Below are 25327 nucleotides of genomic sequence, written 5' to 3'. Positions count from 1 at the left end.
CGCCGCTCAGGTGCGGGAGAGCTGTGTTAACCAGAGGCGGCAAGCCGCGGCGGCATGCATTCCACCAGCCAGTCGATGAACACCCGCAGCCGTTGGCTGACGTGGCGGTGCTGTGGGTAGAGCACGTGGAAGGGAAACGGAGGCGGTCGCCAGCGCTGCAGTACTTCCACCAGTGTGCCTTGCGCCAGCGATTCCGCAGCGGCGTAGCGGAAGGTCTGGATCAGCCCGAGTCCGGCCACGCAGGCGGCGGTGTGGGCATTGCTCTCATTGATGCCGACGTAGCGCTCGGCCTTGAGTTCGAAGACCTGCGCATCACGCTGGAAGCGGAACGGCATGGCGCGGCCGTGTTGGGCGGTGAGGTAGGCGATGAGCCGGTGGCCGTTGGCCAGCTCCTCCGGATAGGCCGGCACGCCGAATCGCTTCAGGTAGGCCGGGCTGGCGCAGGTCAGCATCTCGGCCTGGCCCAGGCTGCGGGCGACCAGCGTCGAGGACGGCGGCGCGCCACCGCGGATCACGCAGTCGATGTTGTCGCCGATCAGGTCGGCAGGTCGGTCGGAGACGCCAAGGTCGAAGCGGATATCCGGATAGCGCGCCATGAAATCCGGCAGCAGCGGAATCAGGACGTCGCGTGCGGTCGAGCCGCCGATATCCACGCGCAGGTGCCCGCGCGGCTTGCGCCCCTGTGCGTTGAAGCGCCCATCGATGTCTTCCAGGTCGCGCAGCAGGCGGATGGCGCTGGCGTAGTAGGCCTGGCCGTCGGGAGTGACCGTCACGCGGCGTGTGGTCCGCTGCAGCAGGCGGACGCCGAGGTGGGTTTCAAGTTCCCGCACCAGCTTGCTCAGGGTCGCATTGGGCATGGATAGCGAGTCGGCCGCGCGGGTGAAGCTGCCGGCCTCCACCACGCGTGAGAACGCGCGCATCGCCTGGAGTTGGTCCATCGTCATGCCTAGTTTCGGGTCGACCTGATTGTGCACCTGTGTGGAAAGTCTTTGTTGTCTTTCGGGATTTATCGCCAATGGGGTCGCGCCTAACGTGGCTGCCACGGCGGTCGCATCGCCCACACAGGCGATCACGGCCACCGACATCCCACCCATCAAGGAGCACACACATGAGCAAGTCCCTCGACAACAAGATCGCCCTGGTCACCGGTGGCAGCACCGGCATCGGCCTGGCTGCCGCCCAGACGTTGGCCGCGCAGGGCGCCCGCGTCTTCATCACCGGCCGCCGCCAGGCCGAGCTCGACGCCGCCGTCGCCAGCATCGGCAAGGCCGCCACCGGCATCCGCGCCGATGCGTCGGTGCTGGCCGATCTGGACCAGGTCTACGCCACCATCGCGCGCACCGCCGGGCACCTGGACATCGTCTTCGCCAATGCCGGCGGTGGCGACATGCTGCCGCTGGGCGCGATCACCGAGGAACACTTCGACCGCATCTTCGGGACCAACGTACGCGGCGTGCTGTTTACCGTGCAGAAGGCGCTGCCGCTCCTGGTCGATGGCGGTGCGGTGATCCTCACCTCGTCCACGACCTCGGTGCTGGGCACGGCCGCCTTCAGCGTTTACAGCGCCAGCAAGGCGGCCGTGCGCAACTTCGCCCGCTCATGGGCGCTGGACCTCAAGGACCGCCACATCCGCGTCAACGTCGTCAGCCCCGGCCCGATTCGTACGCCTGGCCTGGGCGACCTGGTGCCTGATGAAGCGCGCCAGGGCCTGTTCGATGCGCTGGCCAGCCAGGTGCCGCTGGGACGGCTGGGCGAACCGGAGGAAATCGGCAAGGTCGTCGCGTTCCTCGCCTCGGACGCGGCCAGCTTCATCAACGGCGTCGAGCTGTTCGTCGATGGCGGCATGGCGCAGGTCTGAGGCGCAGGGCGTCAACGCCTTCAATCGTTGGCGCCCCAAGTCTTGCGGCTTCTGCCATCCGAGCGCCGATGCGCAACAGCATTGGCGAAAGGCCACAACGTGGCGCTGAGGGTAGTGCGCCGTTCGTCGGCAATGACCTCCGGCAGGGTTGACTACATTTGTCGTCACGGCTAGGTTGACTACAAGTGTAGGCAATCGGAGACGGCCATGCGCCGCAAGAGCATCGGGGACCAGGAGCTGGCCCTGCTTCAGTACGTAGGCGAGCAGGGCGACGCGACGGTGGGCGAGGTGGCGGCCGGCTTCGGTGAGGCGCGCGGGCTGGCGCGTTCGACCGTGCTGACGATGATGGAGCGCCTGCGCACCAAGGCCTATCTCAGCCGGAAGCAGGTCGATGGCGTGTACCGCTACGTCACCACCGCCGGCCAGGACGCGGTGGTGCAGGGCGCGGTGCAGAGCTTCGTGGAGAAGACGCTGCAGGGTTCGGTGTCGCCGTTCGTGGCGTGGATGTCCCAGCGCAGCGAAGTCAGCGACGGCGAACTGGCCGAACTCGAAGCGCTGGTCGCCAAGCTGCAGTCGCAGCGCAAGGAGGGCTGAGCCATGGACGCCTTCGCGCAGGAGCTGATCACGCGGCTGGCCACGACCAGCATCCAAACGGCGTTGCTGGTCGCGCTGGTGTGGGCGCTGTGCCGCGCGTTGCCGCGCTTGCCGGCGGCCACGCAATGCTGGCTGTGGTGGACGGTGGCGCTGCAGGCCGTGATTGGCCTGGTGGCCGCGCCACTGGAGCTGCCGTGGCTGCCCGTCGCTGAACTTGTACCGGTCGCGCCGCTGGCCTTCGTGCCCACGGCCGAAGCCGCCGCACCGCTGGCACTGGCACCGACGACCGCACCGCTATGGACGCTGCCCGCCTGGCAGACCGCGCTGCTGGCGCTGTGGATCGCGGGCATCGGCGTGATGGCGCTGCGTACGACGCTGGCCTGGCGTGCGAGTCGAAGGCTGGTACGCGCCTCGCGGCGCTGTGAGGACGCCACGCTGGTCGGTGCGCTGCGTCTGGCGGCCGATGCGCATGGCCTGCGTGCCGCGCCGCCGCTGCGCCTGTCGCAACAGATCACCTCGCCGCAACTGGTCGGCGTGCTGCGCCCGGTCCTGCTGTTGCCGGCGCGCGAAGCCGCCCGCATTGGCGACGACGACCTGGACATGGCGCTGACCCACGAACTCGTCCACCTGCGTCGCCATGACCTGTGGTGGGGCCTGCTGCCCGCGCTGGCCCAGCACCTCGCGTTCTTCCATCCGCTGGTGCATCTGGCGGTGCGCGAATACGGCGTGGCCCGCGAGGCCGCCGTCGATGCCGCCGTGGTGGCCGGCAACCGCCATTGCCGCGGCGACTACGGCCGCCTGCTGGTGCGCTTGGGCGTGGCCCCGCGACCAGGCGCCGGCCTGGCCAGTGCTTCGCCGTCCTTCCTCAGCCTCAAACGGAGACTGCTCATGCTGCAGAACACGCATTCGTTCCCGCGCCTGGGCGCGGCTTTGATCCTGGCCGGTGTCGCCGTCGCGGGCGTCACCCCGCTGCGCCTGGTGGCCGCCGCGCCGGCGCAGGTCAGTCCTGCCGCGGAAGCGGCGCCTGTCCCGGCGGCAGCCCCGGCGCCGGCCGCGAAACCCAAGCCGGTCGTCGTGCACGGTGACGCGGCGATGCCCGCACCGCCCGCCGCGCCGGCCGTGCCCGCGCTTCCGCCACTGCCGGCGGCTAAAGCCAATCGCGCTCCGCCGCCGCCGCCGCCGCCGCCGCCGGCACCGCCCGCGCCGCCTGCACCTCCGGCCGCGCCCGCTCCGCCGGTGACCGCCATCACCGGCCTGCATATTCCGGGCAAGGGCAGCAACACGGTGTGGTTCGAACGCGGCGGCGCGCAGTACGTCATCAAGGACGCCGCCACGGTCGAACGCCTGCGCGCCCTGCATGAACCCAGCGCCCGTCTTGGCCAGCAACAAGGCGAACTCGGCCGCGAGCAGGGCGCGCTGGGACGCCAGCAAGGGGAACTGAGCCGGCAGATCGGCGTGCTCAGCAGCGAGATCTCGCGCACCGCGTCGGAAGAAGCGCGCATCGCCCTGGCGGCGCATCGCGGCCCGGACCAGGACAGCGCACAGGCCATCAAGGCGGCCGAAGCCGCGCAGGCCGCCACCGAGCGCGCGACCGAGGCGCTGGAGCGCAGCGGCCTGACCGCAAGGATCGAAGCCCTCGCCGAGAAGCAGGCCGAGCTGGGACTGCGCCAGGCCGATCTGGGCAAGCAGCAGGCCGACATCAGCGAACGTGCCGCCAAGGACGCCGAAGCCGTGCTCGACCGCGCCGTCCGCAACGGCCTGGCCCAACGCATCGACGGCTGAGCCGGGCCACACGCCGCGCATAATCTTCCCGAGCGAAGATCGGGAAGCAGCATGGAAGCGGTGAGCGTGTTGGTGTTGGGCGGCTACGGGCATTTCGGCGCACGCATCGTGCGTGCGCTGAGTACAACGCCGCAGCTCCACGTGATCGCGGCCGGGCGGCATCCGGATGCTGCGAAAGCCGTGTTCTCCAGCGAGGTGCTGGCACGGATCACGCTGACCCGCGTGGAGATACAAGCGCCCGATCTGGTCGCGCAGCTGCAGGCCACCGGCGCGCAGCTGGTGGTGCATACCGCCGGGCCTTTCCAGGGCCAGGGCTACGAGGTCGCCCTGGCCTGCCTGCAGGCCGACATGCACTACATCGATCTGGCCGATGGCCGCGACTTCGTCCGTGACTTCGCCGCGCAAGTCGATGCCGCGGCCCACGCCGCAGGACGCAGCGCGATCAGTGGCGCCAGCACGTTGCCTGCGCTGTCGAGCGCGGTGGTCGATGCGCTGCTGCCGCAGTTCACCGCGTTGCACGAGATCGCCACGGTGATCGCGCCGGCGCAGGCCACGCCGCTGGGCATGGCCACGGTGCGCGCGGTGCTGTCGTATTGCGGCCAGCCGTTTCGCTGGTGGTGCGATGCTCGATGGCAGGCGACGCGCGGCTGGGCCGATCCGCAGCCGGTGGCGTTCGCCCGGCTCGCGCCGCGCCTGGCCTCGCCCTGCGATGTGCCCGATCACGACCTGCTGGTGCAGCGCTATCCCGGCGTGCGCCGCGTGCAGTTCCGCGCCGCGCTGGAGCTGCCGTTCCTGCAGCGCAGTCTTGCGTTGATCGCCGGGGTGCGTGGCCTGGGCGTGCCATTGCCGATGGCGAATCTTGCGCAGGTGTTCGCGCGCGCGGGCCGCTGGTTCGATCGCTTCGGCACTGAACTTGGCGGGATGCTGGTCGAGCTGCGCGGCACGCGCGAGGGCCAGGCCCACGCGCTGCGTTGGGAGCTGACCGCGCCGATGCTGCACGGCCCGGAGATTCCGTGTTTCGCCGCCGTGCTGCTGGTGCGTCGCTTCGCGCGCGGCGAACCGCTCCCCGTCGGCGCGCATGCCTGCGTCGGATTGATCAGCCTGGCCGAGTTCGAACAGGCCTTCGCCGACTGGCAGATCGAGACGACGGTAACACCGGCCTGAGCAACGCGCTCAGCGTCAGTCTTGCGCCGGCACGAACCAGGACGCCGCAGCGGCTTCGAGCAATGCGATATCGGGCGCCGCATCGCTGGCCCACGCGACCACGCCATCGGGGCGCACCAGCACCGCGCTGAGCCCGAAGCGCTCCGTTGCATCGCTGGCGACGTAGCGCACGCGCGCGCCCCAGCGCCCCTCCAGTGCACGCAGCGGCGTGGCGGGATCGAAGTCCAGCAACAGCCCATGGCCATCGCGCAGCAGTTTGCCCACGCGCACGCCATCGCGCAGTTCGAAATCCGGGCAACTGCGCCCGACCAGTGGATGCGCGCCGCCTGGACCATGTTGAATCGACACGCCCCACAACCGCTCGGCGAAATACGTCGCGCCATCGCGCGTGTGCAGCAGGTCGCGCATGATCGACTGCAACGCTTCGGTGCCCGGGCGCATCAACGCGACCTGCGCGCGGGTCCAGTCGAGGATGCGCGCGCCGACCGGATGACGCTCGGTGGTGTAGCTATCGAGCAGGCCGTCGGGCGCTTCGCCGCGCAGCGTGGCGCCGAGCTTCCAGCCCAGATTCATCGCATCGCCCAGGCCGAGGTTGAGGCCTTGGCCGCCCAGCGGCGAATGCACATGCGCCGCATCGCCGGCCAGCAGCACGCGGCCGCGACGATAGGTGGTGGCCTGGCGGCTGCGATCGGTCCAGGTCGCAGCCAGGTGCAGTGCGGTCAGCGTGACCTGCGTGCCGGACACGCGGCGCAGGACGGCCTGGACGTGCTCCAGCGTCAGCGGCTCCAGCCGATGCGCCGCGCCACCGTCGAAGTCCACCAGCCCGATCACCCCCGGCTGCCACTGCGTGACCATGCCGTGCGCGCTGAAGTGCCGGCCCTGCGGCAGCAGCGTGGGATCTTCGAACGTGGCCTGGATCGAGTAGCCGGTGAATTCCGGCTCGGTGCCGGCGAACTCGAAACCACCCAGCTTGCGCACCATGCTGCGGCCGCCATCGCAGCCGACCAGGAAGCGCGCGTGGAAGCGCTGGCCGCCAGCTTCGACGGTGACCCCATCGTCGGATGCCTCGAAGCTTTCCACCGCGCAGCCGCGTCGCACCACGACACCGTTAGCGAGGGCATGCGCGGCCAGCACGGACTCCAGGTGCGCCAGGCTGATGCCGGCGCGCGTGTCGGACGGCCCGCTGAGGTGGTAGTCCCAGCGCGTCGTGTCGACATCGGCCAGGTCGAACTGCAGCCCGGCGAAGTGCCCCGCCGGCCCGCGTCGCTGCGACGCATCGCTGGCGATGGCTGAGGGCGGTCGCGGCTGGCCATCGGCCACGTCATCGGGCGCGGCGAGCATGGCCTCCAGCAATCCGCGCCGGTGGAAGGTCGCCATGCTCGATCCCCACAGCCCGCGCAGGCCGAACGGCAGCTGCTTGAGCGGGGCGTCCGCTGAGGCGGCCCGCTCCAGCACCAGCACCGTGCAGCCGGCCAGGCGCAATTCGCTGGCCAGGAACAGGCCCACCGGGCCGGCGCCGGCAATGACGACATCCCAGGTCGCGCTGTCGGAGGTTGATCGGTTCATACCAGATCCAAAAATATACTCAGTACATAAAATGTACCGAGTACACTATCGGCATGTCAACGCCGCCCGACCGTCGCTCCCGTAAACGCCTGGCCACGCGCGAGGCCATTTCCGATGTCGCCACCCGGCTGTTCGTCGAGCGCGGCTTCGACAAGGTGACCATCGACGAGATCGCCGCGGCCGCCGATGTCGGGCGCATGACCGTGTTCAACCATTTCCCGCGCAAGGAAGACCTGTTCTTCGACCGTGACGGGGAAGTGCGCGCGCTGCTGCGCGAGGCAATCCTGCAGCGCCAAGCTGGCAGCGCGCCGCTGGAGGCGCTGCGCCGCCACGCGCACCAGCTGATCGCGCAGAAGAGCCCGCTGGTCGAGTTCTCCAAAGACAGCCGCGACTTCGTCGCCGCCATCGCCGCCAGCGAAGCGCTCAAGGCCCGCACCCGCGCGATCCGCGACGAGTTCGCCCAGGTCGTTGCGCAAGCACTCGCTGACAGCGTCCAGCGCCAAGCCAATGATTCCGAGGCGCAACTGGCGGCCAACCTGCTGCTCGCCACCTGGGCCACCGCGCTGATCCACGCCCACCAGCTCTTCCGCACCACGCGCAAGGCCAAGGCCGCGGAGGCCGCCTTCCTGGCTCTCATCGATCGCGGCCACGACGGCCTGCAGGCCGCGCTGGCTGGGACGCCTTACGTCTGAGGTTCGCGCGAGGCGCTACGGCGCTTCCTCGAACGCCAGTACTTCGCGGTCGTCGTCTTCGGCCTGGACCAGGCGCTGCAGCAGCAGGGCGAGGGTCACGACATCCTGGTGGTTGTGGTGGGCGACGCGGCGCAGGTTGCGGGCGCTGCCGCCGCGCAGGTAGGTGAGCCACGCGGCGGGCGCTTCGGACCCGGGCAGGTCGTCCTCGCGCACGATGCGCAGCAGCTGGCGCTCGATGGTGGCCAGCTTGCAGTTTTCCCACGTGCCGCGATAACGCCGGCGCGTGGGGTGCAGCAGGTCGACGTGGTCCAGCGCGGTGATCGGCTCGGGCAAACGGGCCAGCCGGTAGCGCGTCTTGAGCAGCGGGGCGTCGTAGCTGCGGCCGTTGTAACTGCACAGCACGGTCTGCGGCGTCAGCCACTGCGCGAACGTGCGCAGCATCGGGCCTTCCGCGGCCATCGTGGACATCATCAGCTGGCGGATGCGAAGGCCCGGCCCGCGTTGCGTGCAGTCCAGCCAATCGGCCGCGCCGATCATGAAGGCCCGCGTGCCGGTGCCGCCGGCCAGGCCGGTAGTCTCGGTATCGAAGAACAGCAGGTGTTGTGGCGCGGCGGCCTCTTCCGGACGCTTGGCGAAGGCCAGCGACAGAGCGGCGCCAGGAATCGCCTGCGGCAGGAAGGCCTCGATCAGGTGCAGCCCAGGCGCGACTTCCTCACCGGGCAGGGCGCGATCCATCACTGCCGCGCGGCGCGGTGCCGAAGGACTGGCGGCCACGGGCTTGCGTTCGCGCGTGGCGATCAGGCGACGCAACGCGTCCACGTTCTGCGGCTGCAGGCCGCGGCGCTGGCTGTCATTGGCGGCGGGCGTTGCGGCCGGCTCCATCCAGTCGAGGACGGAGCGGTCGCGTGGTCGCGCCGTGTTGGGGGCCGGAAGCGCGCGTCGCTGGAGGCCGGAGGTGATCGCGCGGTTGTTCTCGGATGTCGTTGGCGCAAGGCCGGAGATCGGGGTGCTGCTCTCCGACGCGCTTTGGCCGGCGCGGTCTTGGCGCGAGCCTGCCGACGGGTATCCAACGCCGGTCGCCTGTCCGGAGCCAACGTCCCTGGATCCCCGCGTGCGCGGGGATGACGATGTTGTTCCACCGAAGGGCTGCAGCGGCGCGTGCGGATAAGATTTGGCAGAAGCAGGAGACTGAGCTGCTTCCTGTGCTTCCTGTGCTTCCTGTGCTTCCTGCGGCAAGCCGGTTGAGGGCACAGCATCACGCACCGGCGATTGATCGACGCCGTCCGCGGGCGCAGGCGTTGGCGCCTCGCGCACGGTCGTATCGCCGGCCTGCTTGCGCAGGGCGCGCAGGCGATCGGCGCTGATGCTCATGCGGGGTGGCCTGCGGTGGACGAAAACGGCTTCAGCGAGAAAGTGATGCTTCCAACAGCGGTGGCCTTCCCACCAAAAGCATCGCCGCTGAAGCAGCTCCCACAAGGAGCTTCAGGCTCGCAGAGGTGAGAAGCCACTTTTCGTCGCGCGATCTCCGCGCTTCGTGGGAGCCGATCCATCGGCGATGGGACTCTCCGCACAAGCGCGTCGCTGCTAAAACAGCTCACCAAAGTGCGATACACCATCTCCCTCACGCCAACGCATCCAACGCAGCGCGGTCATCATCCAGTGCACGCTGCGCCACCGCCAGCGCGGGATCGACGGAAGCGAACACCTCGGTCGCATCCAATCCCACATCGCCCTGCACCTCCATCCCCAGCTCCGAGAGCAGCGCCAGCACCTTCAACGCCAGCGTCTTGGGCGATGCGCCCTTGCCGGTTTCGCTGGCGGCCAGCACCGGGCCGACGCACGCCGGGCAACCGGCCTTGCAGTCGCAGCGCTGCACCAGCTCGCCCGCGCGCTGCACGAGTTCGTCCTGGCGCTGCCACAGCGGCTCGCTCAGGCCCACGCCGCCGGGGAAGTTGTCGTAGAGATACACCGTCGGCACGAACGCCTGCTCCAGCTCCACCGTGCCTTCCTGCCCGTCCACGCCGCGCAGCTGGCCGCGGCCGGTCTGGTCGGCCAGCGCGAACCACGCGCCATCGCCGTTACCCACCGCCTTCTGCAGGTCGCGCGCATCGGCCATCACCGCCACCGTGGCCACCACATGCAGTGCATACGACGCACCGAGGAAGCCATCCAGCGCGTCCTGCTTGGAGGCGAACGCCTTGCCCAGCGTCGCCTGCGGCAACTGCCACCACACCGCCGTGGTGTGCAGCTCCTGGTCGGGCAGGTTGACCGGGCCGTAGCCGATGTTCTCGTGCGTGTAGTAGCGGATCTTCTTGTAGCCACTCACGCGCCGCACCACATGCACCTCGCCGTGGTGCGCATCGCCGCGCCCTGCGGGGCCACCGTCGAAACGCTCCAATACTTTGAGCTTGGTGTAGTCGATGCTGTCGGTGTAGTAGTCCACGTGCGTGCGGGTGACATAGGCCTTGCGGCCTTCCCAGTCCAGCCGCTCCACCTGGTACGGCGTGGACTGCACCATGTGGATCGCGCCTTCGTACAGGGTCAGCGCGGCGGCCGAATAATCGACCTCCGCGATGATCGTCTGCTTGCCGTCGCTCTTGTCGACCACGACGAAGTTGCCATCGGCCACTGAGCGCAAGCTCACCGCGTTGGCCGGATAGCTGTCGGCGATCCACTCCCAGCGCTCGCCTTCCTGGTGCACCACTTCGCTCTCGGCGAGCGCTTCCAGGTACACCAGCGGATCGACCGGGCCGAAGAACTCGCCTGCGTTGAACGGCAGCTCGAACGCCGCGCAGCGGATGTGGTCGAACAGGATCAGCGGCTGGTCCGGCGCCGTGCGCGCATGCTCGGGCGGCGCATCGGCGAAGAAATCCGGATGCCGCACCACGTACTGGTCCAGCGGCTGCGAGCTGGCCACCAGCACGCCCAGCGCCGGCTGCTGGCGGCGGCCGGCGCGGCCGAAGCGCTGCCACGTCGCCGCCACGCTGCCCGGATAGCCGTTGAGGATCACCACGTCCAGGCTGCCGATATCCACGCCCAGCTCCAGCGCCGAGGTGCTGACGATGCCGTCGATGCGGCCATCGCGCATCGCGCGCTCGGCCTCGCGCCGTTCGGTCGGCAGGTAGCCGCCGCGATATGCACGGATGCGCGGCGGCTTGCGCGGATCGTGGTCGAAGATGTCCTTCAGGTACTTGGTCAGCACTTCCACCATCAGCCGGCTCTGCGCGAACACCAGCGTCTTGAGCCCGCTCTTGATCGCGATGCGCGCGATGCGGTTGCTCTGCGAACGCGCCGACGCGCGCAGGCCCAGATCCTGGTTGACCACCGGCGGGTTCCACAGCAGCACGTGCTTGTCGCCGGTGGGCGCACCGGACTCGGTGATGGCGTGCACGCGGTCTTCGATCAGCGCCTCGGCGTGCGCCTGTGGATTGCCGATGGTCGCCGAGCACAGGATGAACTGCGGGTTGGCGCCATAGAACGCGCAGATGCGCTTCAACCGCCGCAGCACGTTGGTGACATGGCTGCCGAACACGCCGCGATAGGTGTGGATTTCGTCGATCACCACGTACTGCAGGTTCTCGAAGAACTGCGCCCACTTGGTGTGATGCGGCAGGATCGCCTGGTGCAGCATGTCCGGGTTGCTCACCACGATGTCGCCATGCAGGCGAATCGCCTGGCGCGCATCGCCCGGCGTGTCGCCGTCGAAAGTGAAAGCCTTCACCCCAAGCTCGCCGGCGCGATTGAGTTCCAGCAGCTCGGCCACCTGGTCCTGCGCCAGCGCCTTGGTCGGGAACAGGTACAGCGCCTTGGCCTGGCGCGTCATTGCCGCGCTCACAACGGGGAGCGTGTAGCACAGCGACTTGCCGCTGGCGGTGGGCGTGACGATGGCCACGTGCTCGCCGCGCTGGGTCGCGGCCCAGGCGTCGGCCTGGTGCGCGTAAAGCTGCTCGATGCCGCGCGCTTTCAGCGCCAGCGCCAGCGCAGGCGGCACGTCATCGGGGATCGGCGCGTAGCGGCCTTCGCGGCCGGGCAGGGTGAAGCTGCCAGTAATGCGGTCGTGGTAGCGGCGCTCCAGTCGCTCGGTCAGCAGCGCGCCGTCCTTCGACGGCTGGCCATCGGTGGTGGCCAGGGCGCGTTCGGCGTCCTCGGTGCGGCGTGCCAGCGCGTAGGCCATGGTCGATCTTCCCCAAAGACACACAGGGGAATCGATCCCGGTCTCACCGCATGAGACGTGTTGTGCATCAACGACTTGCACGGGCGTCCGGCGGAAAGTGACTTCCGGCACCTGGTTTCGATGACCAGGGGCACCTGTGGCGCTCGGGCCCGGCCGGCAAAGTCCCTTCATCTTCTTCCTTGCAGGGATGCCCCGAATGACGCGCGCGCTCTTCCTCCGCGGCCTGTTGGCCACGCTGCTGTTGATGTTCCTTCCTTCCGCGTGGGCCACACCCACCGAGACGCTACCGCTACGGGTGTCGGCCCAGCGCGCCACCACGATGGACGTCTGGGTGCCGGCGCAGGTGCGTGGCGTGGTGCTGTTCTCCAGCGGCCACGGCGGCTGGCCCGCGCACTACGACCGTTTGCTGCAGACCTGGTCAGATGCGGGCTTTGCGGTGGTCGCGCCGCTGCACGTGGATTCGCTCAAATATCCGGAGCGCGAGAAGTTCTCGCTGCAGCAGGGCCTGTTCGAACGCTTCGCCGATATGCGCGCTGCCAGTGCTTACGCCGCCGCCCGCTGGCCCAACGTGCCGGTGATCGCCGCCGGGCACAGCCTTGGCACCTTGATCTCGGCCGCACTCGGCGGTGCGCTGGCCAACCTCGGCCCGTTGCGCGATCCCTCGGTGGTGGCGGTGCTGGGCTATTCCTCGCCGGGCAAGATCCCCGGGCTGATCGGTCCAGCCTCCTACGCCACGCTGGACGTTCCGGTGCTGCTGATCACCGGCGACCAGGACCGCGTGCAGGGCTTCGTCACCGATCCGGTCGACCACCTGTATCCGGTGCAGTCCGCGCCGGCCGGCAACAAGACGGCGGTGGTGTTGCAGGGCGGCGATCACAACCTCATCGGCGGTGCGTCGCCGGCGCTGTTCGATCGCGCCCAGCAGCTCGGCACCGCCTTCCTGCAGGCCCAGCTGCTCGGCGACACGCAGGCCAAGCGCGTGCTGGATGCGCCACCGCAGGCGGGCGAACGGTGGCTGCGACGCTAAGGAGGCAATACAGCGCCGCTGCATGTCTGGATCTGCGATGCATCGCCGCCGCGATCACTTGAGGACGCGCTGAACGCCCGTCGATCACCGCGTGGCCACAACGAAAAACCAACCCTTGCCGCGCGGCCTTGCCACTAAAGTAAGCCGCTGAGCCATCGCTGTATCGCGCGACCCCGCCGCGCGCGCTGGCCGACAAGGAGCAACACGTGACCAGGATGATCGACCGGAGGGTGTGCGCCGTATTGCTGGTAATGTGCGGCCCGGCCGCCGCGCAGCAGGCGCCGCCGCCATCGCCTGCACAAGAAACACCGCCGCCGTTGGTGACCACCCTCGAAGAAGTCCGCGCCCTGCCGCCGGATGAGGAAACGCTGGATCTCTACACGTTCGACAATCCCATCAAGGTCGAGTCGAACCGCTTCAACGACCGCTACCACCCGCCGCCGTCGCCGAAGGAGATCACCGAGAACGGCGGCTACCTGGTCTACGGCTTCGCCAAGCTGGTCGGCTTCGCGGCCCAGGGCCTGCAGAAGATCCCCGGCATCAAGGGCCAGGTGCAGCCAGCCATCGCGCGCCCACCGCCGCTGGACCTGGCGCAGATGGAGCGCGCCGCCCGTATCAGCGCGCAGGGCGCCCGCGACGAAACGTCGGCGATGGAAGCGCCCGCTGCCCCGACGCCATCGCATGACTGACCGCCGGCCTGTGCGGTCGCGCCTCCGCAGCGGCCTGCCCTGCCTGCTGCTGTGCTGTGCGCTAAAGGCGCGGGCCCAACAGGCCACGCCAACGCCCGCGCCATCGCCACCCGAGACAGCCGCCGCACCGGTCCCCACGCTCGACCGCATCCAGGCACTACGCCCGGACGAGGAAGTGCTGGACCTTTACACGTTCAAGAACCCCATCGCCGTCGATCCCAACCGCTTCGAAAAGGCCTACAGCACCGGCATCAGCCCCGAACAGATGGGCCGCGATCCCCGCGACGGCGGCTATGGCGGCTACGTCAACTACGGCCTCAACAAAGGGCTGTGGGAGACCTGGAAAGTCTTCAAGAAAGCGACCGGTATGCGGCCTTACGAACAGCCCGCCATCGCGAGGCCGCCGCCGTTGACGGAGGAGCAGATGCGGAGAGCGGCGCAGGGATTAGAAGCTGGCGAATAACTGTACTCTGACCCCAGGTTCGCTGAAGTTTCGGCGAATCCTAGTTTCGCAGTAAGGAATATAATCACGCGCACCAGGTTTCCTTCGATGAGGCGGCGGATGAATTTTAAAAATCCTCAGGCACAGACGTTATTTTTCTTTGCACGCAGACTCCTTGCTAGTTCACTCCTGGTATTAACAGGTTGCGCGTCGGCCAATGGATTCACTTGGGATTATGAGCGATCTTCCTTTGCTTCCCGAATGGGGATGCGGGGTTGCGCCATATCAGTCCCCTTGACCTCTAGTCAAGTTCTCGAAGGGTCCAGGCTCATGGGGAATCCGAAGCCAGAGACCAACGGCGAATGGATAGATATGATGGGTGAGTTTCGAGATGGGGATAAACTTAGATATTTAAATTGTTCTGGGATAAGGGGTGAGGGTTTTGAGGATTTCTATGCACTAGTTCGAAATGAAATTATTATTATGAGATTTCATCCAATTATTTATTAGGAGAGATCTGAGCAACACGGCTTGATGCTGGATTTTCGCTCAAGGGCACGTTTTTTTGATCCCGAAGTTGGATTGAAGCGACGAAGAGAAGAAAGCGGGGTCCAGAAAAGGGGCCAGAGTGCACTTTCCTCTACCCGCCCTGACACCGCTGCCAAACACCGTCAGCCGCGGACACCTGCGCCCATCCGTTGGATAGACGCTTGAGCGCGCGACCGTTGACACAGGCGTAGCCCAATGCTTTCGCTTCCGGCGTGCCGAGGCCGGGCAGCTGGATGACCGATCGAGATGGCGCGGGCTTTCCCTGCCGCTGCGCTTCGTTCTGCAGCAGCGTGTTCTCCAGACCTTCGCAGTAGCGCACCATCCCCGGATTTGGGTGGGTGCGGTACTGCTCGCAATGCAGAGGCGTGGCGTCCTTGGCGGTTGAGCTGTGGGGCTGCCGCGTCGGCGGGATATATGGGCGCTGCGGGGTGCCGACCGCCGAGCGGACGGTTTGCGCAGTGGCTGGCATAACAGCAGCCGAGGTCAGTCCGATGACGGCAAGTAGCACCGCCCAATAGGCGGTCGTGGCGCGATCCATGCGATGTCCCCTGTGTATTGCAGGCCGGTCCTAACCAAGCCAAGCGGGATTGTGGCGTTCAAACAAAGGAGGTGACCGATAGTGGCGGGCGGCCGCCGATGCGCGTCGATGGCGACTGCTCTAGGGTGGCAACCGCCGCAGCGTCGTCGTGCGGCTTAGGGGATAGGCAGGATGCTCAAGAACGTGTTGTTGATGCTCTGCATCTGGGGGATCGCGTCGGCTGCCTTCGCCAATACGCCGTGCTCGGGATCGAAGGGCGGCGTGAATCACTGCGCCAACGGGCGCTTTGTCTGCAACGATGGCTCGATCAGCGCGTCCAAGCGCATCTGCAGCAGTGGCGAAGACGAAGACGCCACTAATTCACTGCAGTCGGCACTGCCCGGCCCCCACGGCGTCAGGGAGTTGCTCCTGCAGCGCGGCCACGTTCTGTACCGGCCCGCGCGGTGGCCGGTATTGCCTGAAGCCCGACGGGGGTAAGAGCTACATCCCGAGAGAATAGAGGGCGGGGCGCTCAGAGCGCCTGAAGGATGCGCGCCTGTTCGCGTTCGAAGGTGGCGTCGTCGATGATTCCGTCAGCCCTGAGTGCCTTGAGCTTCGACAGACGCTCGGCGACCGTGGCGGTCTCGGCATCCGCTGCGGGTGCGAGCGTGCTTTGTCCCTGCAACGCGAGTACCACGTCGTGTTCGGCGAAAGCGCGGCCAAGGATGGTCTGGTAGAGCTCGGACCAGCGGCGCTTGAAGTGTTTGAAGCCACCCTTGGGCATGCTCTCGGTTCCCTTCAGGACGCGTGAGACCAAGTGCGTGCCGGAGGCATCGAACACGTCGATCGTAGCGTCGTAGTCGAAGGTGGGATTAAACCCGCCTTGGTCGTACTGCCATTCGCGCAGCGTCAGGACGATACGTTCGCCCCCGCCCTCGAAGGCGCCCACGGCGTCAGCGAGCGAGGTGCCCTTGCGACTGGCGAGGTAGTGCGGCGTATAACCGGCCTGCTGAAAGCCGATCTCGATTCGCTTGCCCAGGAAGGTCGCCAGCGGCGACTTGTCGGCGGTATCACGGCTGATCGGGATGCCGTAAAGCTCACGGCTGACGCCTTCGTAGGACTCGTTGCTACTGCCGTCCAATACATAGGGGCGCTGGTCGATGACGGTGATGTGTGCGTCCTGCGGCGTCGCCGTACGAGGAACCGGGACCGCGTAATCCGCAGCGTTCAACTTGAGCGCAATCGCTGGCGCAGCGGCAATGAAAAGCGCTGCGGCGAGCAGCCCCCTGATGATGTTCATGCAAAGCCCCCATGTGTCTGCAGGGAAGTCTACGCACGGGCGGTCTTGGCGGAAACCCAAATCCTGCGGGCGAGACGATCGAGTGGCAAAGCGATCGTCTCGCCGACTTGGACGCCTCAGTGCGACGACACAAACGTCGCATTCGCTTGTTTCGGCGGTACCGCGAAGTGGTCGCGCATGCGCTGCACTTCGCGCGCAGGGGTCAGGCCGAACAGGCGCTTGAACTCGCGGTTGAACTGCGAGGGGCTTTCGTAGCCGACGGCGTGGCAGGCCGCGGCGGCGGTCATGCGTTCGCGCACCATCAGCAGGCGCGCTTGGTGCAGGCGCGTGGACTTGAGGTACTGCATGGGCGAGGCGCAGGTGATGGCCTTGAAGTGGCTGTGGAACGAAGGCGCGCTCATGCCGGCGTCCTCGGCCAGATGCGCGACGGTGAGCGGCTGGTCGTAGGCGGCGTGGATGCGCTGCAAGGCCTTGCCGATGCGGCCGAAGTGGCCCTGCATCGCCAGCGCTGCACGCAGCGTGGGGCCTTGCGGGCCGGTGAGAATGCGGTAGTACAGCTCGCGCAAGCACTGCGGCCCCAGGATGGCGGCGTCCATCGGCGTGGCCAGCGCCTGCAGCAGGCGCTGCACCGCCTGGTGCAGGGCGGGGTCGATCGGGCTGGAGAGCATGCTTTGCGGCGCAGCGCGTCTGGAGGTGGCGCGCGTCGAAGCATCGTCGTGCTGGTCGATCTGCAGCATCAGTTCGGCCGCCAGCGGAAAGTCCAGATGCAGGTACAGCGCCAGCAGCGGTTCCTCGGCGCTGGCGTCGGTTTCCATGGTGAAGGGCACCGGCACAGAGACGGCGAGGTATTGATGCGCGTCGTATACGTAGGTGCGCTGGCCGAAATAGCCGCGCTTGCAGCCCTGGCAGACGATCACGATGCCAGGGTCGTACAGCACCGGCGTGCGCGCGAGCGGCCGGTCCGAGCGCAGCATCCGCACGCCTTCCAGCGCGGTCAGGCTGTAGCCCTCGTGCGGGGCCAGCGCCAGCACCAGCGGGGCCAGCGGCAGCAGGCCGTCGGTGAGGTTTTGGGCGGAGCTGGCTGTTCGGCGTGTCATAGGAATAGGCAAGGATGTGAGCGATCTGCGCCTTAGATCGAGGGCGCGGCCTGCGTATTGTGCACAGCTTCCGCACACCGCAGAGATTGCCATGTCCATTTCGAAACTCCTCCTCATCACAGGCGCCAGCAGCGGCTTTGGCCGCGCGCTCGCGGTCGAAGCCCTGGCCGCCGGGCATCGCGTCGTCGGCACCGTGCGCAATGCCGAGGCCGCCGCGCAGCTGGAAGCGCTCGCGCCGGGCCGCGCGTTCGCGCGCCTGCTGGATGTCACCGACGTTGAGGCCATCGCGCCGGTGGTGGACGAGGTGGAAGCCACGCTGGGCGCCATCGACGTGCTGGTCAACAACGCCGGCTACGGCCACGAAGGCGTGCTGGAAGAATCGCCGCTGGACGCGATGCGCAAGCAGTTCGACGTCAACGTGTTCGGCGCGGTGGCGATGATCCAGGCGGTGCTGCCGCACATGCGCGCGCGCCGCGCCGGCCACATCCTCAACATCACCTCGATGGGCGGCTTCATCACGATGCCGGGTATCGCCTACTACTGCGGCAGCAAGTTCGCGCTGGAAGGCATCGGCGAGGTGCTGGGCAAGGAAGTGGCCGCGCTGGGCATCCGCGTGACCTCGGTGGCGCCGGGCTCGTTCCGCACCGATTGGGCCGGCCGCTCGATGGTGCGCGCGCCGCGCACGATTGCCGATTACGACGCAGTGTTCGATCCCATCCGCCAGCGCCGGCAGGACGTCAGCGGCAAGCAACTGGGCGATCCGCAAAAGGCTTCACGCGCGATGCTGGCCGCGATCGACAGCGACGCGCCGCCGGCACACCTGCTGCTGGGCAGCGATGCGTTGAAGCTGGTGCGCGAGAAGCTGGTCGCGCTGCAGGACGAACTGACCCAATGGGAAGCGCTGACGGTCTCGACTGACGGCTGAGCGCGTGCTCGTTTTCCGGGTGCGGGTTCATGCGCTTGCCATGCCCGCGCCTGTAACGTGCGCAGCTTCCCACACGCACCGCACGCAAGGCGCCAACGCGATGACTGAGTTCGCCCACTTCAAGGACCCCAACTTCAAGCTGGCCGTCATCCAGGTGCTGATGTACGAGCAAGGCCTGCTGCAGCCGAGGTTCGATGTGCACGCGTTCGTTGCGGCTTACACCGCGCGCACGATCGACATCGAGCAAGAAGGCGACGACCCGCTCCCCGAGGTGCGGCAGTTCTTCGCCGACCTGCCGGTACCGGTCGCGCTGCTGCAGCACATCGACACGCTCTACATGGATGGCGGCAACCACATCTACCTGTAGGTCTGCCCGTACTGGGATGGCGAGGACGATGCGTTCAACCTGCAATCCGCCGACGATGCCGCGCTGCTGCCGGCGCTGAAGTCGGTGACGTTGTTCTACGACCGACGTGGCGATGGCTTGCTGCAGGACTTCCGTGCGCGCGGTATCGAGGCGCAGTGGCTCTGAGGCGCATCAAAGCCAGCGCGCCGCCGCCTCCGCGGTATCGTCCGGCGAGGTGTTGAAGGCGATGGCCGCCTGCGGCGCGTGGCGATGGATCGCATTGATGATCTGCTCGAACAGGCGCAGCGTCTTGGGAATGCGCAGGCCACCCCCGATCACCACGCAGGCGTAGCTCGCGCTTTCCAGTTGGTGGGTGAGCACGGCGATGCCGGCGTCATCGGGCGTGATCATGCAGGTCCTTGCGTCCCAGCCGCGCGCGGTGAGTGCCTGCGCGGCCTTGTCGATGCCGGCCTGGATCTTGCCGGCGTCCATGCCTGGCGGCAGCGATGGATCGGAGAAATCCACAGTGGTCGGGTCCTGCCCGACGTAGAGCACGTGCTGCATGGCGATGGCCTTGCGTGTCGATGTCGGGACGATGCTGGGCCATGCGGCGTCACGAGGCCGTGGCGGCGCTGCGTGCCCGCGAAGTCTTAGGCGCGGGGGGACTTGCCGCCGATGGCATCGGCGGCCGGTGTCATTGCGTGCAGGACAACATGCAGGGCTACATGCGGGAAAACAGGCGTTTATCGCCCACATTCCCCGGCGTATGGCATCGGCTTGTCATCTTTTTGTGCTGCAGAAAGGTCGATTTTGCCGGCCGCAGCACCGAAAATGGCGGGCTGGCCCCGCGGGCCAGGTTGTTTGTCCTCCTCAGGCTCCCCTCCCCACAGGAATTACCCGCAGTGATCTCCCACACCCGGCTTCCGAAGCTCCGGCTCGGCAGCGCGATCGCGCTCGCCCTGGCGACCGTCCCCTCCCTTGCACTGGCCCAGCAGGACCAGGCCGATTCCACCGCGCACACGCTGAAGAACGTCACGGTGACCGCCGACAAGCGTCCCGAGGACATCCAGAAGGTGCCGATGTCCATCTCGGTCGTCGATCCGGAAAAGCTGGCTGCCTATGGCGCCTCCGGCGACACGCTGGTGCAGCTGGCCGGCCGCTCGCCGAGCCTGCAGGTGGAAAGCAGCTACGGCCGCACCTTCCCGCGCTTCTACATCCGTGGCCTGGGCAACACCGATTACGACGCCAATGCGTCGCAGCCGGTGTCGCTGGTGTTCGATGACATCGTGCAGGAAAACCCGCTGCTGAAGGGCTTCCCGATGTTCGACCTGGACCAGGTGGAAGTGCTGCGTGGCCCGCAGGGCACGATGTTCGGCCGCAACTCGCCGGCCGGCGTGGTGAAGTTCGATTCGGCCAAGCCGACCGAAGAGACCGAGGGCTACGCCAAGGTGTCCTACGGCACCTTCGGCACCGCCAACGTGGAAGGCGCCATCAGCGGCAAGCTGGGCAACAACGGCTGGACCGGCCGCGCCTCGTTCCTGGTGCAGCACCGCGACCACTGGATCGACAATGCCTACACCGGCAAGCACGACGCGCTGGGCGGCTACAACGACCGCGCGCTGCGCCTGCAGGCGATGTACACCGGCGAAGATTTCGATGCGCTGCTGAGCGCGCACGTGCGCGACTACGACGGCAGCGCGGCGATCTTCCGCCCCAACGCCGTGCAGCAGGGCACGCCGGCGCTGGTGCCGGGCTTCGACATCGACCGCGTGGCCTCCGATGGCCGCAACACCGAGAGCGTCACCAGCTGGGGCGCCAGCGCCAAGCTCAACTGGTACCGCGATGGCCTGACCTTCACCTCGATCACCGGCCTGGAGCGCGTGCGCGCCTTCAGCCTGGGCGACGTGGATGGCGGCTACCTGGCCAGCGCCGGTGCGCCGGTGTGGGCGATGCCGTCCAGCGCGCTGACCTCGTTCTCGCAGACCGCTGACGAGATCCCGCAGCACCGCCAGATCACGCAGGAGTTGCGCGTGGCCAACGACGCTGAAGCGCGCCTGCGCTGGCAGACCGGCCTGTACTACTTCTACGAAAACATCGACATCAACAACTTCAACTACGACCACACCGGCACCACGCGCACGGCGGCGGTGCGCCAGCACCAGGCCACCAGCGCGGCGGCGGTGTTCGGCTCGCTGGCGTATCGCTTCACCGACCGCTTCGACGTGCGCGCCGGCCTGCGCTACTCGCACGAGGACAAGGACTACACCGTGCAGCGCTTCTACGGCTACACCGGCGCGCTGGGCCCGATCGACGTGGACCAGGGTGACGCGCACTGGAGCGGCGACCTGACCGGCACCTTCACCCTGACCGACCGCGTCAGCGTGTACGGCCGCTTTGCCAACGGTTTCCGCGCGCCCAGCGTGCAGGGCCGCCTGACCGGCAAGAACAACATCTCCACCGCCAAGGCCGAGACGATCAACTCGCTGGAGTTCGGCGTGAAGAGCACCGGCCTGGACGGCCGCCTGCGCTTCAACGCCGATGTCTACGGCTTCGTCATGCATGACCAGCAGGTCACTGCCGTGGCCGCCACCAGCAACGCCACCGACCTGGTCAACATCGACCGTACCGATGGCTACGGCGCCGAGTTCGACCTGGAATTCAGCCCGAATGCGAACTGGGCCTTCACCCTGGGCGGCAGCTACAACGAGACCGAGATCAAGGACCCGGACCTGGCCGTGGCCGCGTGCAGCAACTGCACCGTGCTGGACCCGCGCAACGCCAACCGCCGCGCGCTGATCGACGGCAACAGCCTGCCGCGTGCGGCCAAGTACATCGGCGCCTTCACCGCGCGCTACAGCCTGCCGGTGGGCGATACGGGCGAGGTGTTCGCCTATACCGACTGGAACTACCGCAGCAAGCTCAACCAGTACCTGTACAACTCGGTGGAATACAACAGCAAGGCCGTGCTGCTGGGTGGCCTGCGCGTGGGCTACAACTGGGACCTGGGCAAGCAGGAAGTGGCGCTGTATGCACGCAACCTCACCGACCGTCGCGTGATCATCGCCACCTCCAGCTTCATCAGCCGGGCCGCGATGGTGAACGATCCGCGCATCATCGGCGTGGAGTATTCGCTGCACTTCTGATCGAGTGATGCGGCGCCGGGCTTCGCGCCTGGCGTCGCATCCGATCACACCTCGTCCTTGCGTAAGCGGGGACGACGCTGCCTTCTTCCTGGTGCGCCGCTGTCATCGCGAGATGGTTGGCGCGGGCACCGCTTCAAGGAGTTTTGAAATGAACAAGCTGCTTTCCCTCGCGGTCAGCGCCGCGCTGGGCCTTGCCCTGGCGCCCGCCGCGCTGGCGGCCGGCAAGCCGGTTTCGCTGGCCATCGTCAACGCCAAGGTGGTGACGATGGACGGCGCGCTGCACGTCTATGACAACGGCACGCTGATCATCGACGGCGGCAACATCGTCGCCGTGGGCGATGCCGGCCTGGAGCGCGATTACGCGCCCACGCAGACCATCGACGCGCACGGCGACATCGCCATGCCCGGCATGATCAACGCGCACAATCACATCGCCATGATGGCTTTCCGCGGGCTGGGCGAGTACCGCACCGATGACCGGCTGCGCAAGTTCTTCTTCCCGCTGGAGAGCAAGATGCTCGACCGCCAGCTGATCAACGTGGCCTCGCGCCAGGCGGCGATGGAACTGGCCGTGGGCGGCGTGACCACCGTGGTGGACATGTACTACCACGAGGACGAAGTGGCCAAGGCCGTGCGCGATGTCGGCATTCGTGGCGTGCTGGGCGAGACGGTGATGAACTTCCCCGTGGTCGATGCGCCGCAGCCGTACGGCGGCTTCGATTACGCGGTGGACTTCATCAAACAGTTCAAGGGCGATCCGCTGATCACCCCGGCATTCGCACCGCATGCGCCGTACTCGGTGTCGCCGCAGATGCTGACCAAGATCCAGCAGGCGGCCGAGCAGTACGACGTGCCGGTGTTGATGCACCTGGCCGAGCCGCCGGATGAGTGGGAGCGGGTCAAGACCAAGTTCCCGGAGGCGGCCAAGTTCAATGATGAACTCGCTTACCTGGATTCCACCGGCATCCTCAGCCCGCGCCTGCTGGCCGCGCACGTGCTGCGTGCCAGCGATGCCGACATCGCCCTGCTCAAGGCGCGCGATGTGGGCGTGTCGCACAACCCCAAGGCCAATACCAAGGGCCACGGCGGTCTGTCCCCGGCGCTGGAAATGGTGCACGCCGGCATGGACGTGGGCCTGGGCACCGACGGTCCGCTGAGCGGCAACCAGATGGATATCGTCTCGGTGATGGGCTACGCCAAGCGCGTGGCCAACATCCGTCACCCGGAGGAAACCACCTTCAAGCCACCGGAGTTGGTGACGATGGCGACCATCGGCGGTGCGCGCGCACTGAAGATGGACAAGCGCATCGGCTCGCTGGAAGTGGGCAAGGCCGCCGACGTGATCCTGATCGACACCCACTCGCTCAACATGCAGCCGATGTACGACGTGTACGCGGCCATCGTCTACCAGGCCAATGCCGGCGACATCCACACCACCATCGTCAACGGCCGCATCGTCGCCCGCGACGGCAAGGTGCTGACGATCGACCTGGACAAGCAGCGGCAAGAGTGGGGCGCGGTCACCAAGAAGGTGTCCGACTTTTCCAAGACGCTGGATTATTGAGCGCTTCAGAAGACGCCACTGCCGCCAACGCGCGGCAGTGGTCCTTCTTTACGTGATGCACGCCGAGTCTTTGGCTGACTGCATTTCAGGGTGCCGCGCGATTCGCAGCCCTGCGTATCCGCTGGGTATCCCGCACCGGCGGTAGGCCGAACATGCGGCCGTATTCACGGGTGAATTGCGAGATGCTTTCGTAGCCGACGGTGAAGGCAGCGCTGCTGGCAGTGACGCCATCGGAACGCATCAGGCGACGCGCCTCAATCAGGCGCAGCTGCTTCTGGAACTGCAGTGGCGAGAGCGAGGTGACGCTGCGGAAGTGCTGGTGGAAAGCCGAAGCGCTCATGCCTGCCGCCGCGGCCAGGCGCTCGACCGGCAGCGGCTGGGTGTATTCGGCGCGCAGTAGGGCCACGGCGCGCGCGACGCGCTGCACATGACCCTCGGGCCAGCCGAGTTGGCGGATGGCATCGCCATGACGGCCGGCCAGCAGCCAGTAGTGCAGCTCGCGTACCAGCTGTGCGTGCAACACGGGCAGGGCGGCGGGGCGATCGAGCAGGCGCATCAGGCGCAGCGCGGCATCTGTCACCTCGGCCTCGGTGGGTTCGGCGCGTACCGCTTCGCCGGGTCGGTGGGAGACGGCGGGCATCTGCGCACTGAGGTCGGCGATGACGGCCGCATCCAGGTCCAGCACCAGCGATAGATACGGCGCTACCGCGCTGGCGCGCGTGATCTGGCTGACGGTGGGCACGTCGGCGGTGATCAGCAGTGAATCGCCCGCATCGAAGCTGTGGCTGCGTGTGCCGGTGGTGACCTGCTTGCTGCCCTGCAGGACCAGGCAGGCCAGGGGCCGGGAGATGGCATGGTCCAGCTCGGTCGGCGTGGTGGAACGGATGGTGGTCAGCCCGGGAATGGGGGTTCGGGCAAGGCCTGCGCCGTCGGCATGGGCCTCGGTGTAGCGACGAACCACGGTAAGCAGCGTCTCGGTCATGCGGCGATCCTGCCGTATCCAGCCGACGTACGCACGGGTGCTGGAGGATCAGGCAAACAACGTCCAGCTTCCGGCAACCCAGGGGATGCGTGCGGGCCGACATTGGCGGCCCATTCAACGCAGGAGTCTTCCATGACCACGATCAGCCTCGTCACCGGCGCCAGCCGCGGCCTGGGCCGCAACACCGCACTGAGCATTGCCCGCGCCGGCGGTGATGTGGTGCTGACCTATCGCAGCGGCACCGAGGATGCACAGGCTGTCGTCGCCCAGGTCCAGGCGCTTGGCCGCAAGGCCGTCGCGTTGCAACTCGATGCCGGGGATGTCGATGGCTTCGCAGCGTTCTCTGAGTTACTGGATGCGGCGCTGCGTGAGACCTGGCAACGCGACACCTTCGATCATCTGGTCAATAACGCTGGCCACGGCGACTACGCGTTGATCGAAGACACCACACATGCGCAGTTCGACGGACTGGTGAACGTGCATTTCAAAGGCGTGTTCTTCCTCACCCAGGCGCTGCTGCCGCGGATCGCCGATGGTGGACGCATCGTAAATGTGTCCTCGGGACTGACGCGCGTGTCGTTTCCTGGCTACGCGGCTTATGCCGCAGTGAAGGCCGCGGTGGAAGTGTTGAGCGTGTACCTGGCCAAAGAATTGGGCGCGCGCGGGATCGCGGTGAATACCGTCGCGCCCGGTGCAATCGAAACCGACTTCGGCGGCGGTGCAGTGCGTGACAATCCCGAGATCAACCAGCTGTTTGCCGGCATGACCGCGCTGGGCCGCGCCGGCGTGCCCGATGACATCGGCCCGATGATCGCCAGCCTGTTGTCGCCGGGCAACCGCTGGATCAACGCACAGCGGATCGAGGTTTCAGGTGGGCAGGGGATCTGAAGTGCTGGCATGAGCGAGACGCGCCTCG

23 protein-coding genes are annotated in these 25327 nt (G+C 67.3%); 14 read left to right on the top strand and 9 right to left on the bottom strand.

The features are described from left to right. Window positions 1–26 precede the first annotated feature (26 nt). Window positions 27–938, bottom strand: coding sequence for a LysR family transcriptional regulator (locus BMZ17_RS16745; protein ID WP_093141211.1), 912 nt, complete (start codon window positions 936–938; stop codon window positions 27–29). 170 nt (window positions 939–1108) lie between these two features. Between BMZ17_RS16745 and BMZ17_RS16740 the strand changes: the two genes are divergently transcribed. The 4 genes from BMZ17_RS16740 to BMZ17_RS21325 all read left to right on the top strand — a co-directional run bounded on the left by BMZ17_RS16740 (window position 1109) and on the right by BMZ17_RS21325 (window position 5398). Beyond that, window positions 1109–1858, top strand: a complete 750-nt coding sequence (locus BMZ17_RS16740) for an SDR family NAD(P)-dependent oxidoreductase (protein ID WP_093141206.1) — start codon at window positions 1109–1111, stop codon at window positions 1856–1858. 207 nt (window positions 1859–2065) lie between these two features. After that, window positions 2066–2452 carry a BlaI/MecI/CopY family transcriptional regulator gene (locus tag BMZ17_RS16735; RefSeq protein ID WP_093141202.1) on the top strand — a complete coding sequence of 129 codons (387 nt, stop codon included), beginning with the start codon at window positions 2066–2068 and terminating at the stop codon, window positions 2450–2452. A 3-nt stretch (window positions 2453–2455) separates the two neighbouring features. Further along, window positions 2456–4234: a M56 family metallopeptidase gene (locus tag BMZ17_RS21330; RefSeq protein ID WP_139202975.1), complete on the top strand. Its 1779-nt coding sequence runs from the start codon at window positions 2456–2458 to the stop codon at window positions 4232–4234. A gap of 51 nt (window positions 4235–4285) precedes the next feature. Continuing rightward, on the top strand, window positions 4286–5398 hold the full coding sequence (locus BMZ17_RS21325; protein WP_139202973.1) for a saccharopine dehydrogenase family protein: 1113 nt from the start codon (window positions 4286–4288) through the stop codon (window positions 5396–5398). Window positions 5399–5413: 15 nt separating this feature from the next. On the opposite strand, the gene BMZ17_RS16725 is transcribed toward BMZ17_RS21325, so the two are convergent. Then, window positions 5414–6964 carry an FAD-dependent monooxygenase gene (locus BMZ17_RS16725; protein WP_093141199.1) on the bottom strand — a complete coding sequence of 517 codons (1551 nt, stop codon included), beginning with the start codon at window positions 6962–6964 and terminating at the stop codon, window positions 5414–5416. 53 nt (window positions 6965–7017) lie between these two features. On the opposite strand from BMZ17_RS16725, the gene BMZ17_RS16720 reads away from it, so the two are divergent. Then, window positions 7018–7656 (top strand): TetR/AcrR family transcriptional regulator, encoded by a 639-nt coding sequence (locus BMZ17_RS16720; RefSeq protein WP_093141196.1) that lies wholly within the window; start codon window positions 7018–7020, stop codon window positions 7654–7656. Window positions 7657–7671: 15 nt separating this feature from the next. Here the strand turns inward: BMZ17_RS16720 and BMZ17_RS16715 are convergent, their stop codons facing one another. Both BMZ17_RS16715 and BMZ17_RS16710 read right to left on the bottom strand, forming a co-directional pair. Then, window positions 7672–9027 carry a ribonuclease H-like domain-containing protein gene (locus BMZ17_RS16715; RefSeq protein WP_093141193.1) on the bottom strand — a complete coding sequence of 452 codons (1356 nt, stop codon included), beginning with the start codon at window positions 9025–9027 and terminating at the stop codon, window positions 7672–7674. A 250-nt stretch (window positions 9028–9277) separates the two neighbouring features. Next, window positions 9278–11830 carry a DEAD/DEAH box helicase gene (locus BMZ17_RS16710; RefSeq protein ID WP_093141190.1) on the bottom strand — a complete coding sequence of 851 codons (2553 nt, stop codon included), beginning with the start codon at window positions 11828–11830 and terminating at the stop codon, window positions 9278–9280. A gap of 196 nt (window positions 11831–12026) precedes the next feature. On the opposite strand from BMZ17_RS16710, the gene BMZ17_RS16705 reads away from it, so the two are divergent. The 3 genes from BMZ17_RS16705 to BMZ17_RS21020 all read left to right on the top strand — a co-directional run bounded on the left by BMZ17_RS16705 (window position 12027) and on the right by BMZ17_RS21020 (window position 14009). Then, window positions 12027–12857 carry an alpha/beta hydrolase family protein gene (locus BMZ17_RS16705; protein ID WP_093141188.1) on the top strand — a complete coding sequence of 277 codons (831 nt, stop codon included), beginning with the start codon at window positions 12027–12029 and terminating at the stop codon, window positions 12855–12857. A gap of 215 nt (window positions 12858–13072) precedes the next feature. Next, on the top strand, window positions 13073–13546 hold the full coding sequence (locus BMZ17_RS16700; RefSeq protein WP_254775436.1) for a hypothetical protein: 474 nt from the start codon (window positions 13073–13075) through the stop codon (window positions 13544–13546). Continuing rightward, on the top strand, window positions 13539–14009 hold the full coding sequence (locus BMZ17_RS21020; RefSeq protein ID WP_139202971.1) for a hypothetical protein: 471 nt from the start codon (window positions 13539–13541) through the stop codon (window positions 14007–14009). Before BMZ17_RS16700 ends, BMZ17_RS21020 begins: the two co-directional genes overlap by 8 nt. Window positions 14010–14628: 619 nt before the next feature. On the opposite strand, the gene BMZ17_RS16690 is transcribed toward BMZ17_RS21020, so the two are convergent. Continuing rightward, entirely contained in the window at window positions 14629–15075 is a 447-nt protein-coding gene (locus BMZ17_RS16690; RefSeq protein WP_093141182.1) for a hypothetical protein, read from the bottom strand. A gap of 171 nt (window positions 15076–15246) precedes the next feature. Between BMZ17_RS16690 and BMZ17_RS16685 the strand changes: the two genes are divergently transcribed. Further along, on the top strand, window positions 15247–15552 hold the full coding sequence (locus BMZ17_RS16685; RefSeq protein WP_217645833.1) for a YdcA family protein: 306 nt from the start codon (window positions 15247–15249) through the stop codon (window positions 15550–15552). 34 nt (window positions 15553–15586) lie between these two features. Here BMZ17_RS16685 and BMZ17_RS16680 read toward each other — a convergent pair whose 3' ends face one another. Together BMZ17_RS16680 and BMZ17_RS16675 are read right to left on the bottom strand one after the other, a co-directional pair. Further along, window positions 15587–16354 carry an SHOCT domain-containing protein gene (locus BMZ17_RS16680; protein ID WP_093141179.1) on the bottom strand — a complete coding sequence of 256 codons (768 nt, stop codon included), beginning with the start codon at window positions 16352–16354 and terminating at the stop codon, window positions 15587–15589. 116 nt (window positions 16355–16470) lie between these two features. After that, complete coding sequence (locus BMZ17_RS16675; protein ID WP_093141176.1) at window positions 16471–17451, bottom strand: AraC family transcriptional regulator; 981 nt, start codon at window positions 17449–17451, stop codon at window positions 16471–16473. 91 nt (window positions 17452–17542) lie between these two features. Between BMZ17_RS16675 and BMZ17_RS16670 the strand changes: the two genes are divergently transcribed. Together BMZ17_RS16670 and BMZ17_RS16665 are read left to right on the top strand one after the other, a co-directional pair. After that, entirely contained in the window at window positions 17543–18376 is an 834-nt protein-coding gene (locus BMZ17_RS16670; RefSeq protein ID WP_093141173.1) for an oxidoreductase, read from the top strand. Window positions 18377–18476: 100 nt separating this feature from the next. Further along, window positions 18477–18743, top strand: a complete 267-nt coding sequence (locus BMZ17_RS16665; protein WP_093141168.1) for a DUF6892 domain-containing protein — start codon at window positions 18477–18479, stop codon at window positions 18741–18743. 171 nt (window positions 18744–18914) lie between these two features. Here the strand turns inward: BMZ17_RS16665 and BMZ17_RS16660 are convergent, their stop codons facing one another. Then, window positions 18915–19286, bottom strand: coding sequence for a hypothetical protein (locus BMZ17_RS16660; protein ID WP_093141163.1), 372 nt, complete (start codon window positions 19284–19286; stop codon window positions 18915–18917). A gap of 338 nt (window positions 19287–19624) precedes the next feature. Between BMZ17_RS16660 and BMZ17_RS16655 the strand changes: the two genes are divergently transcribed. After that, window positions 19625–21865 (top strand): TonB-dependent receptor, encoded by a 2241-nt coding sequence (locus tag BMZ17_RS16655; RefSeq protein WP_254775402.1) that lies wholly within the window; start codon window positions 19625–19627, stop codon window positions 21863–21865. A 148-nt stretch (window positions 21866–22013) separates the two neighbouring features. Beyond that, window positions 22014–23429: an amidohydrolase gene (locus BMZ17_RS16650; RefSeq protein ID WP_093141158.1), complete on the top strand. Its 1416-nt coding sequence runs from the start codon at window positions 22014–22016 to the stop codon at window positions 23427–23429. Between the two features lie 85 nt (window positions 23430–23514). Here the strand turns inward: BMZ17_RS16650 and BMZ17_RS16645 are convergent, their stop codons facing one another. Further along, window positions 23515–24411 carry an AraC family transcriptional regulator gene (locus BMZ17_RS16645; protein ID WP_093141153.1) on the bottom strand — a complete coding sequence of 299 codons (897 nt, stop codon included), beginning with the start codon at window positions 24409–24411 and terminating at the stop codon, window positions 23515–23517. Window positions 24412–24543: 132 nt separating this feature from the next. On the opposite strand from BMZ17_RS16645, the gene BMZ17_RS16640 reads away from it, so the two are divergent. Continuing rightward, a complete protein-coding gene (locus BMZ17_RS16640) occupies window positions 24544–25299 on the top strand; it encodes an SDR family NAD(P)-dependent oxidoreductase (protein ID WP_093141148.1) in 756 nt (251 codons plus the stop codon). The last annotated feature ends 28 nt before the right edge of the window (window positions 25300–25327 follow it).

This window comes from Pseudoxanthomonas sp. GM95, from assembly GCF_900109775.1.
GTDB lineage: Bacteria > Pseudomonadota > Gammaproteobacteria > Xanthomonadales > Xanthomonadaceae > Pseudoxanthomonas_A.
The sequence above is the reverse complement of the archived record's forward strand: the minus strand, read 5'-3'. Positions and strand labels throughout refer to the sequence as shown.

Coding starts and splice junctions, on each gene's coding strand:
- BMZ17_RS16670 (WP_093141173.1), top strand. CDS start 17,543: ATGTCCATTTCGAAACTCCTCCTCATCACAGGCGCCAGCAGCGGCTTT.
- BMZ17_RS16680 (WP_093141179.1), bottom strand. CDS start 16,354: ATGAACATCATCAGGGGGCTGCTCGCCGCAGCGCTTTTCATTGCCGCT.
- BMZ17_RS16720 (WP_093141196.1), top strand. CDS start 7,018: ATGTCAACGCCGCCCGACCGTCGCTCCCGTAAACGCCTGGCCACGCGC.
- BMZ17_RS16700 (WP_254775436.1), top strand. CDS start 13,073: ATGATCGACCGGAGGGTGTGCGCCGTATTGCTGGTAATGTGCGGCCCG.
- BMZ17_RS16685 (WP_217645833.1), top strand. CDS start 15,247: ATGCTCAAGAACGTGTTGTTGATGCTCTGCATCTGGGGGATCGCGTCG.
- BMZ17_RS16705 (WP_093141188.1), top strand. CDS start 12,027: ATGACGCGCGCGCTCTTCCTCCGCGGCCTGTTGGCCACGCTGCTGTTG.
- BMZ17_RS16640 (WP_093141148.1), top strand. CDS start 24,544: ATGACCACGATCAGCCTCGTCACCGGCGCCAGCCGCGGCCTGGGCCGC.
- BMZ17_RS21330 (WP_139202975.1), top strand. CDS start 2,456: ATGGACGCCTTCGCGCAGGAGCTGATCACGCGGCTGGCCACGACCAGC.
- BMZ17_RS16660 (WP_093141163.1), bottom strand. CDS start 19,286: ATGCAGCACGTGCTCTACGTCGGGCAGGACCCGACCACTGTGGATTTC.
- BMZ17_RS16645 (WP_093141153.1), bottom strand. CDS start 24,411: ATGACCGAGACGCTGCTTACCGTGGTTCGTCGCTACACCGAGGCCCAT.
- BMZ17_RS16735 (WP_093141202.1), top strand. CDS start 2,066: ATGCGCCGCAAGAGCATCGGGGACCAGGAGCTGGCCCTGCTTCAGTAC.
- BMZ17_RS16715 (WP_093141193.1), bottom strand. CDS start 9,027: ATGAGCATCAGCGCCGATCGCCTGCGCGCCCTGCGCAAGCAGGCCGGC.
- BMZ17_RS16725 (WP_093141199.1), bottom strand. CDS start 6,964: ATGAACCGATCAACCTCCGACAGCGCGACCTGGGATGTCGTCATTGCC.
- BMZ17_RS16745 (WP_093141211.1), bottom strand. CDS start 938: ATGGACCAACTCCAGGCGATGCGCGCGTTCTCACGCGTGGTGGAGGCC.
- BMZ17_RS16650 (WP_093141158.1), top strand. CDS start 22,014: ATGAACAAGCTGCTTTCCCTCGCGGTCAGCGCCGCGCTGGGCCTTGCC.
- BMZ17_RS16740 (WP_093141206.1), top strand. CDS start 1,109: ATGAGCAAGTCCCTCGACAACAAGATCGCCCTGGTCACCGGTGGCAGC.
- BMZ17_RS21020 (WP_139202971.1), top strand. CDS start 13,539: ATGACTGACCGCCGGCCTGTGCGGTCGCGCCTCCGCAGCGGCCTGCCC.
- BMZ17_RS21325 (WP_139202973.1), top strand. CDS start 4,286: ATGGAAGCGGTGAGCGTGTTGGTGTTGGGCGGCTACGGGCATTTCGGC.
- BMZ17_RS16675 (WP_093141176.1), bottom strand. CDS start 17,451: ATGACACGCCGAACAGCCAGCTCCGCCCAAAACCTCACCGACGGCCTG.
- BMZ17_RS16710 (WP_093141190.1), bottom strand. CDS start 11,830: ATGGCCTACGCGCTGGCACGCCGCACCGAGGACGCCGAACGCGCCCTG.
- BMZ17_RS16690 (WP_093141182.1), bottom strand. CDS start 15,075: ATGGATCGCGCCACGACCGCCTATTGGGCGGTGCTACTTGCCGTCATC.
- BMZ17_RS16665 (WP_093141168.1), top strand. CDS start 18,477: ATGACTGAGTTCGCCCACTTCAAGGACCCCAACTTCAAGCTGGCCGTC.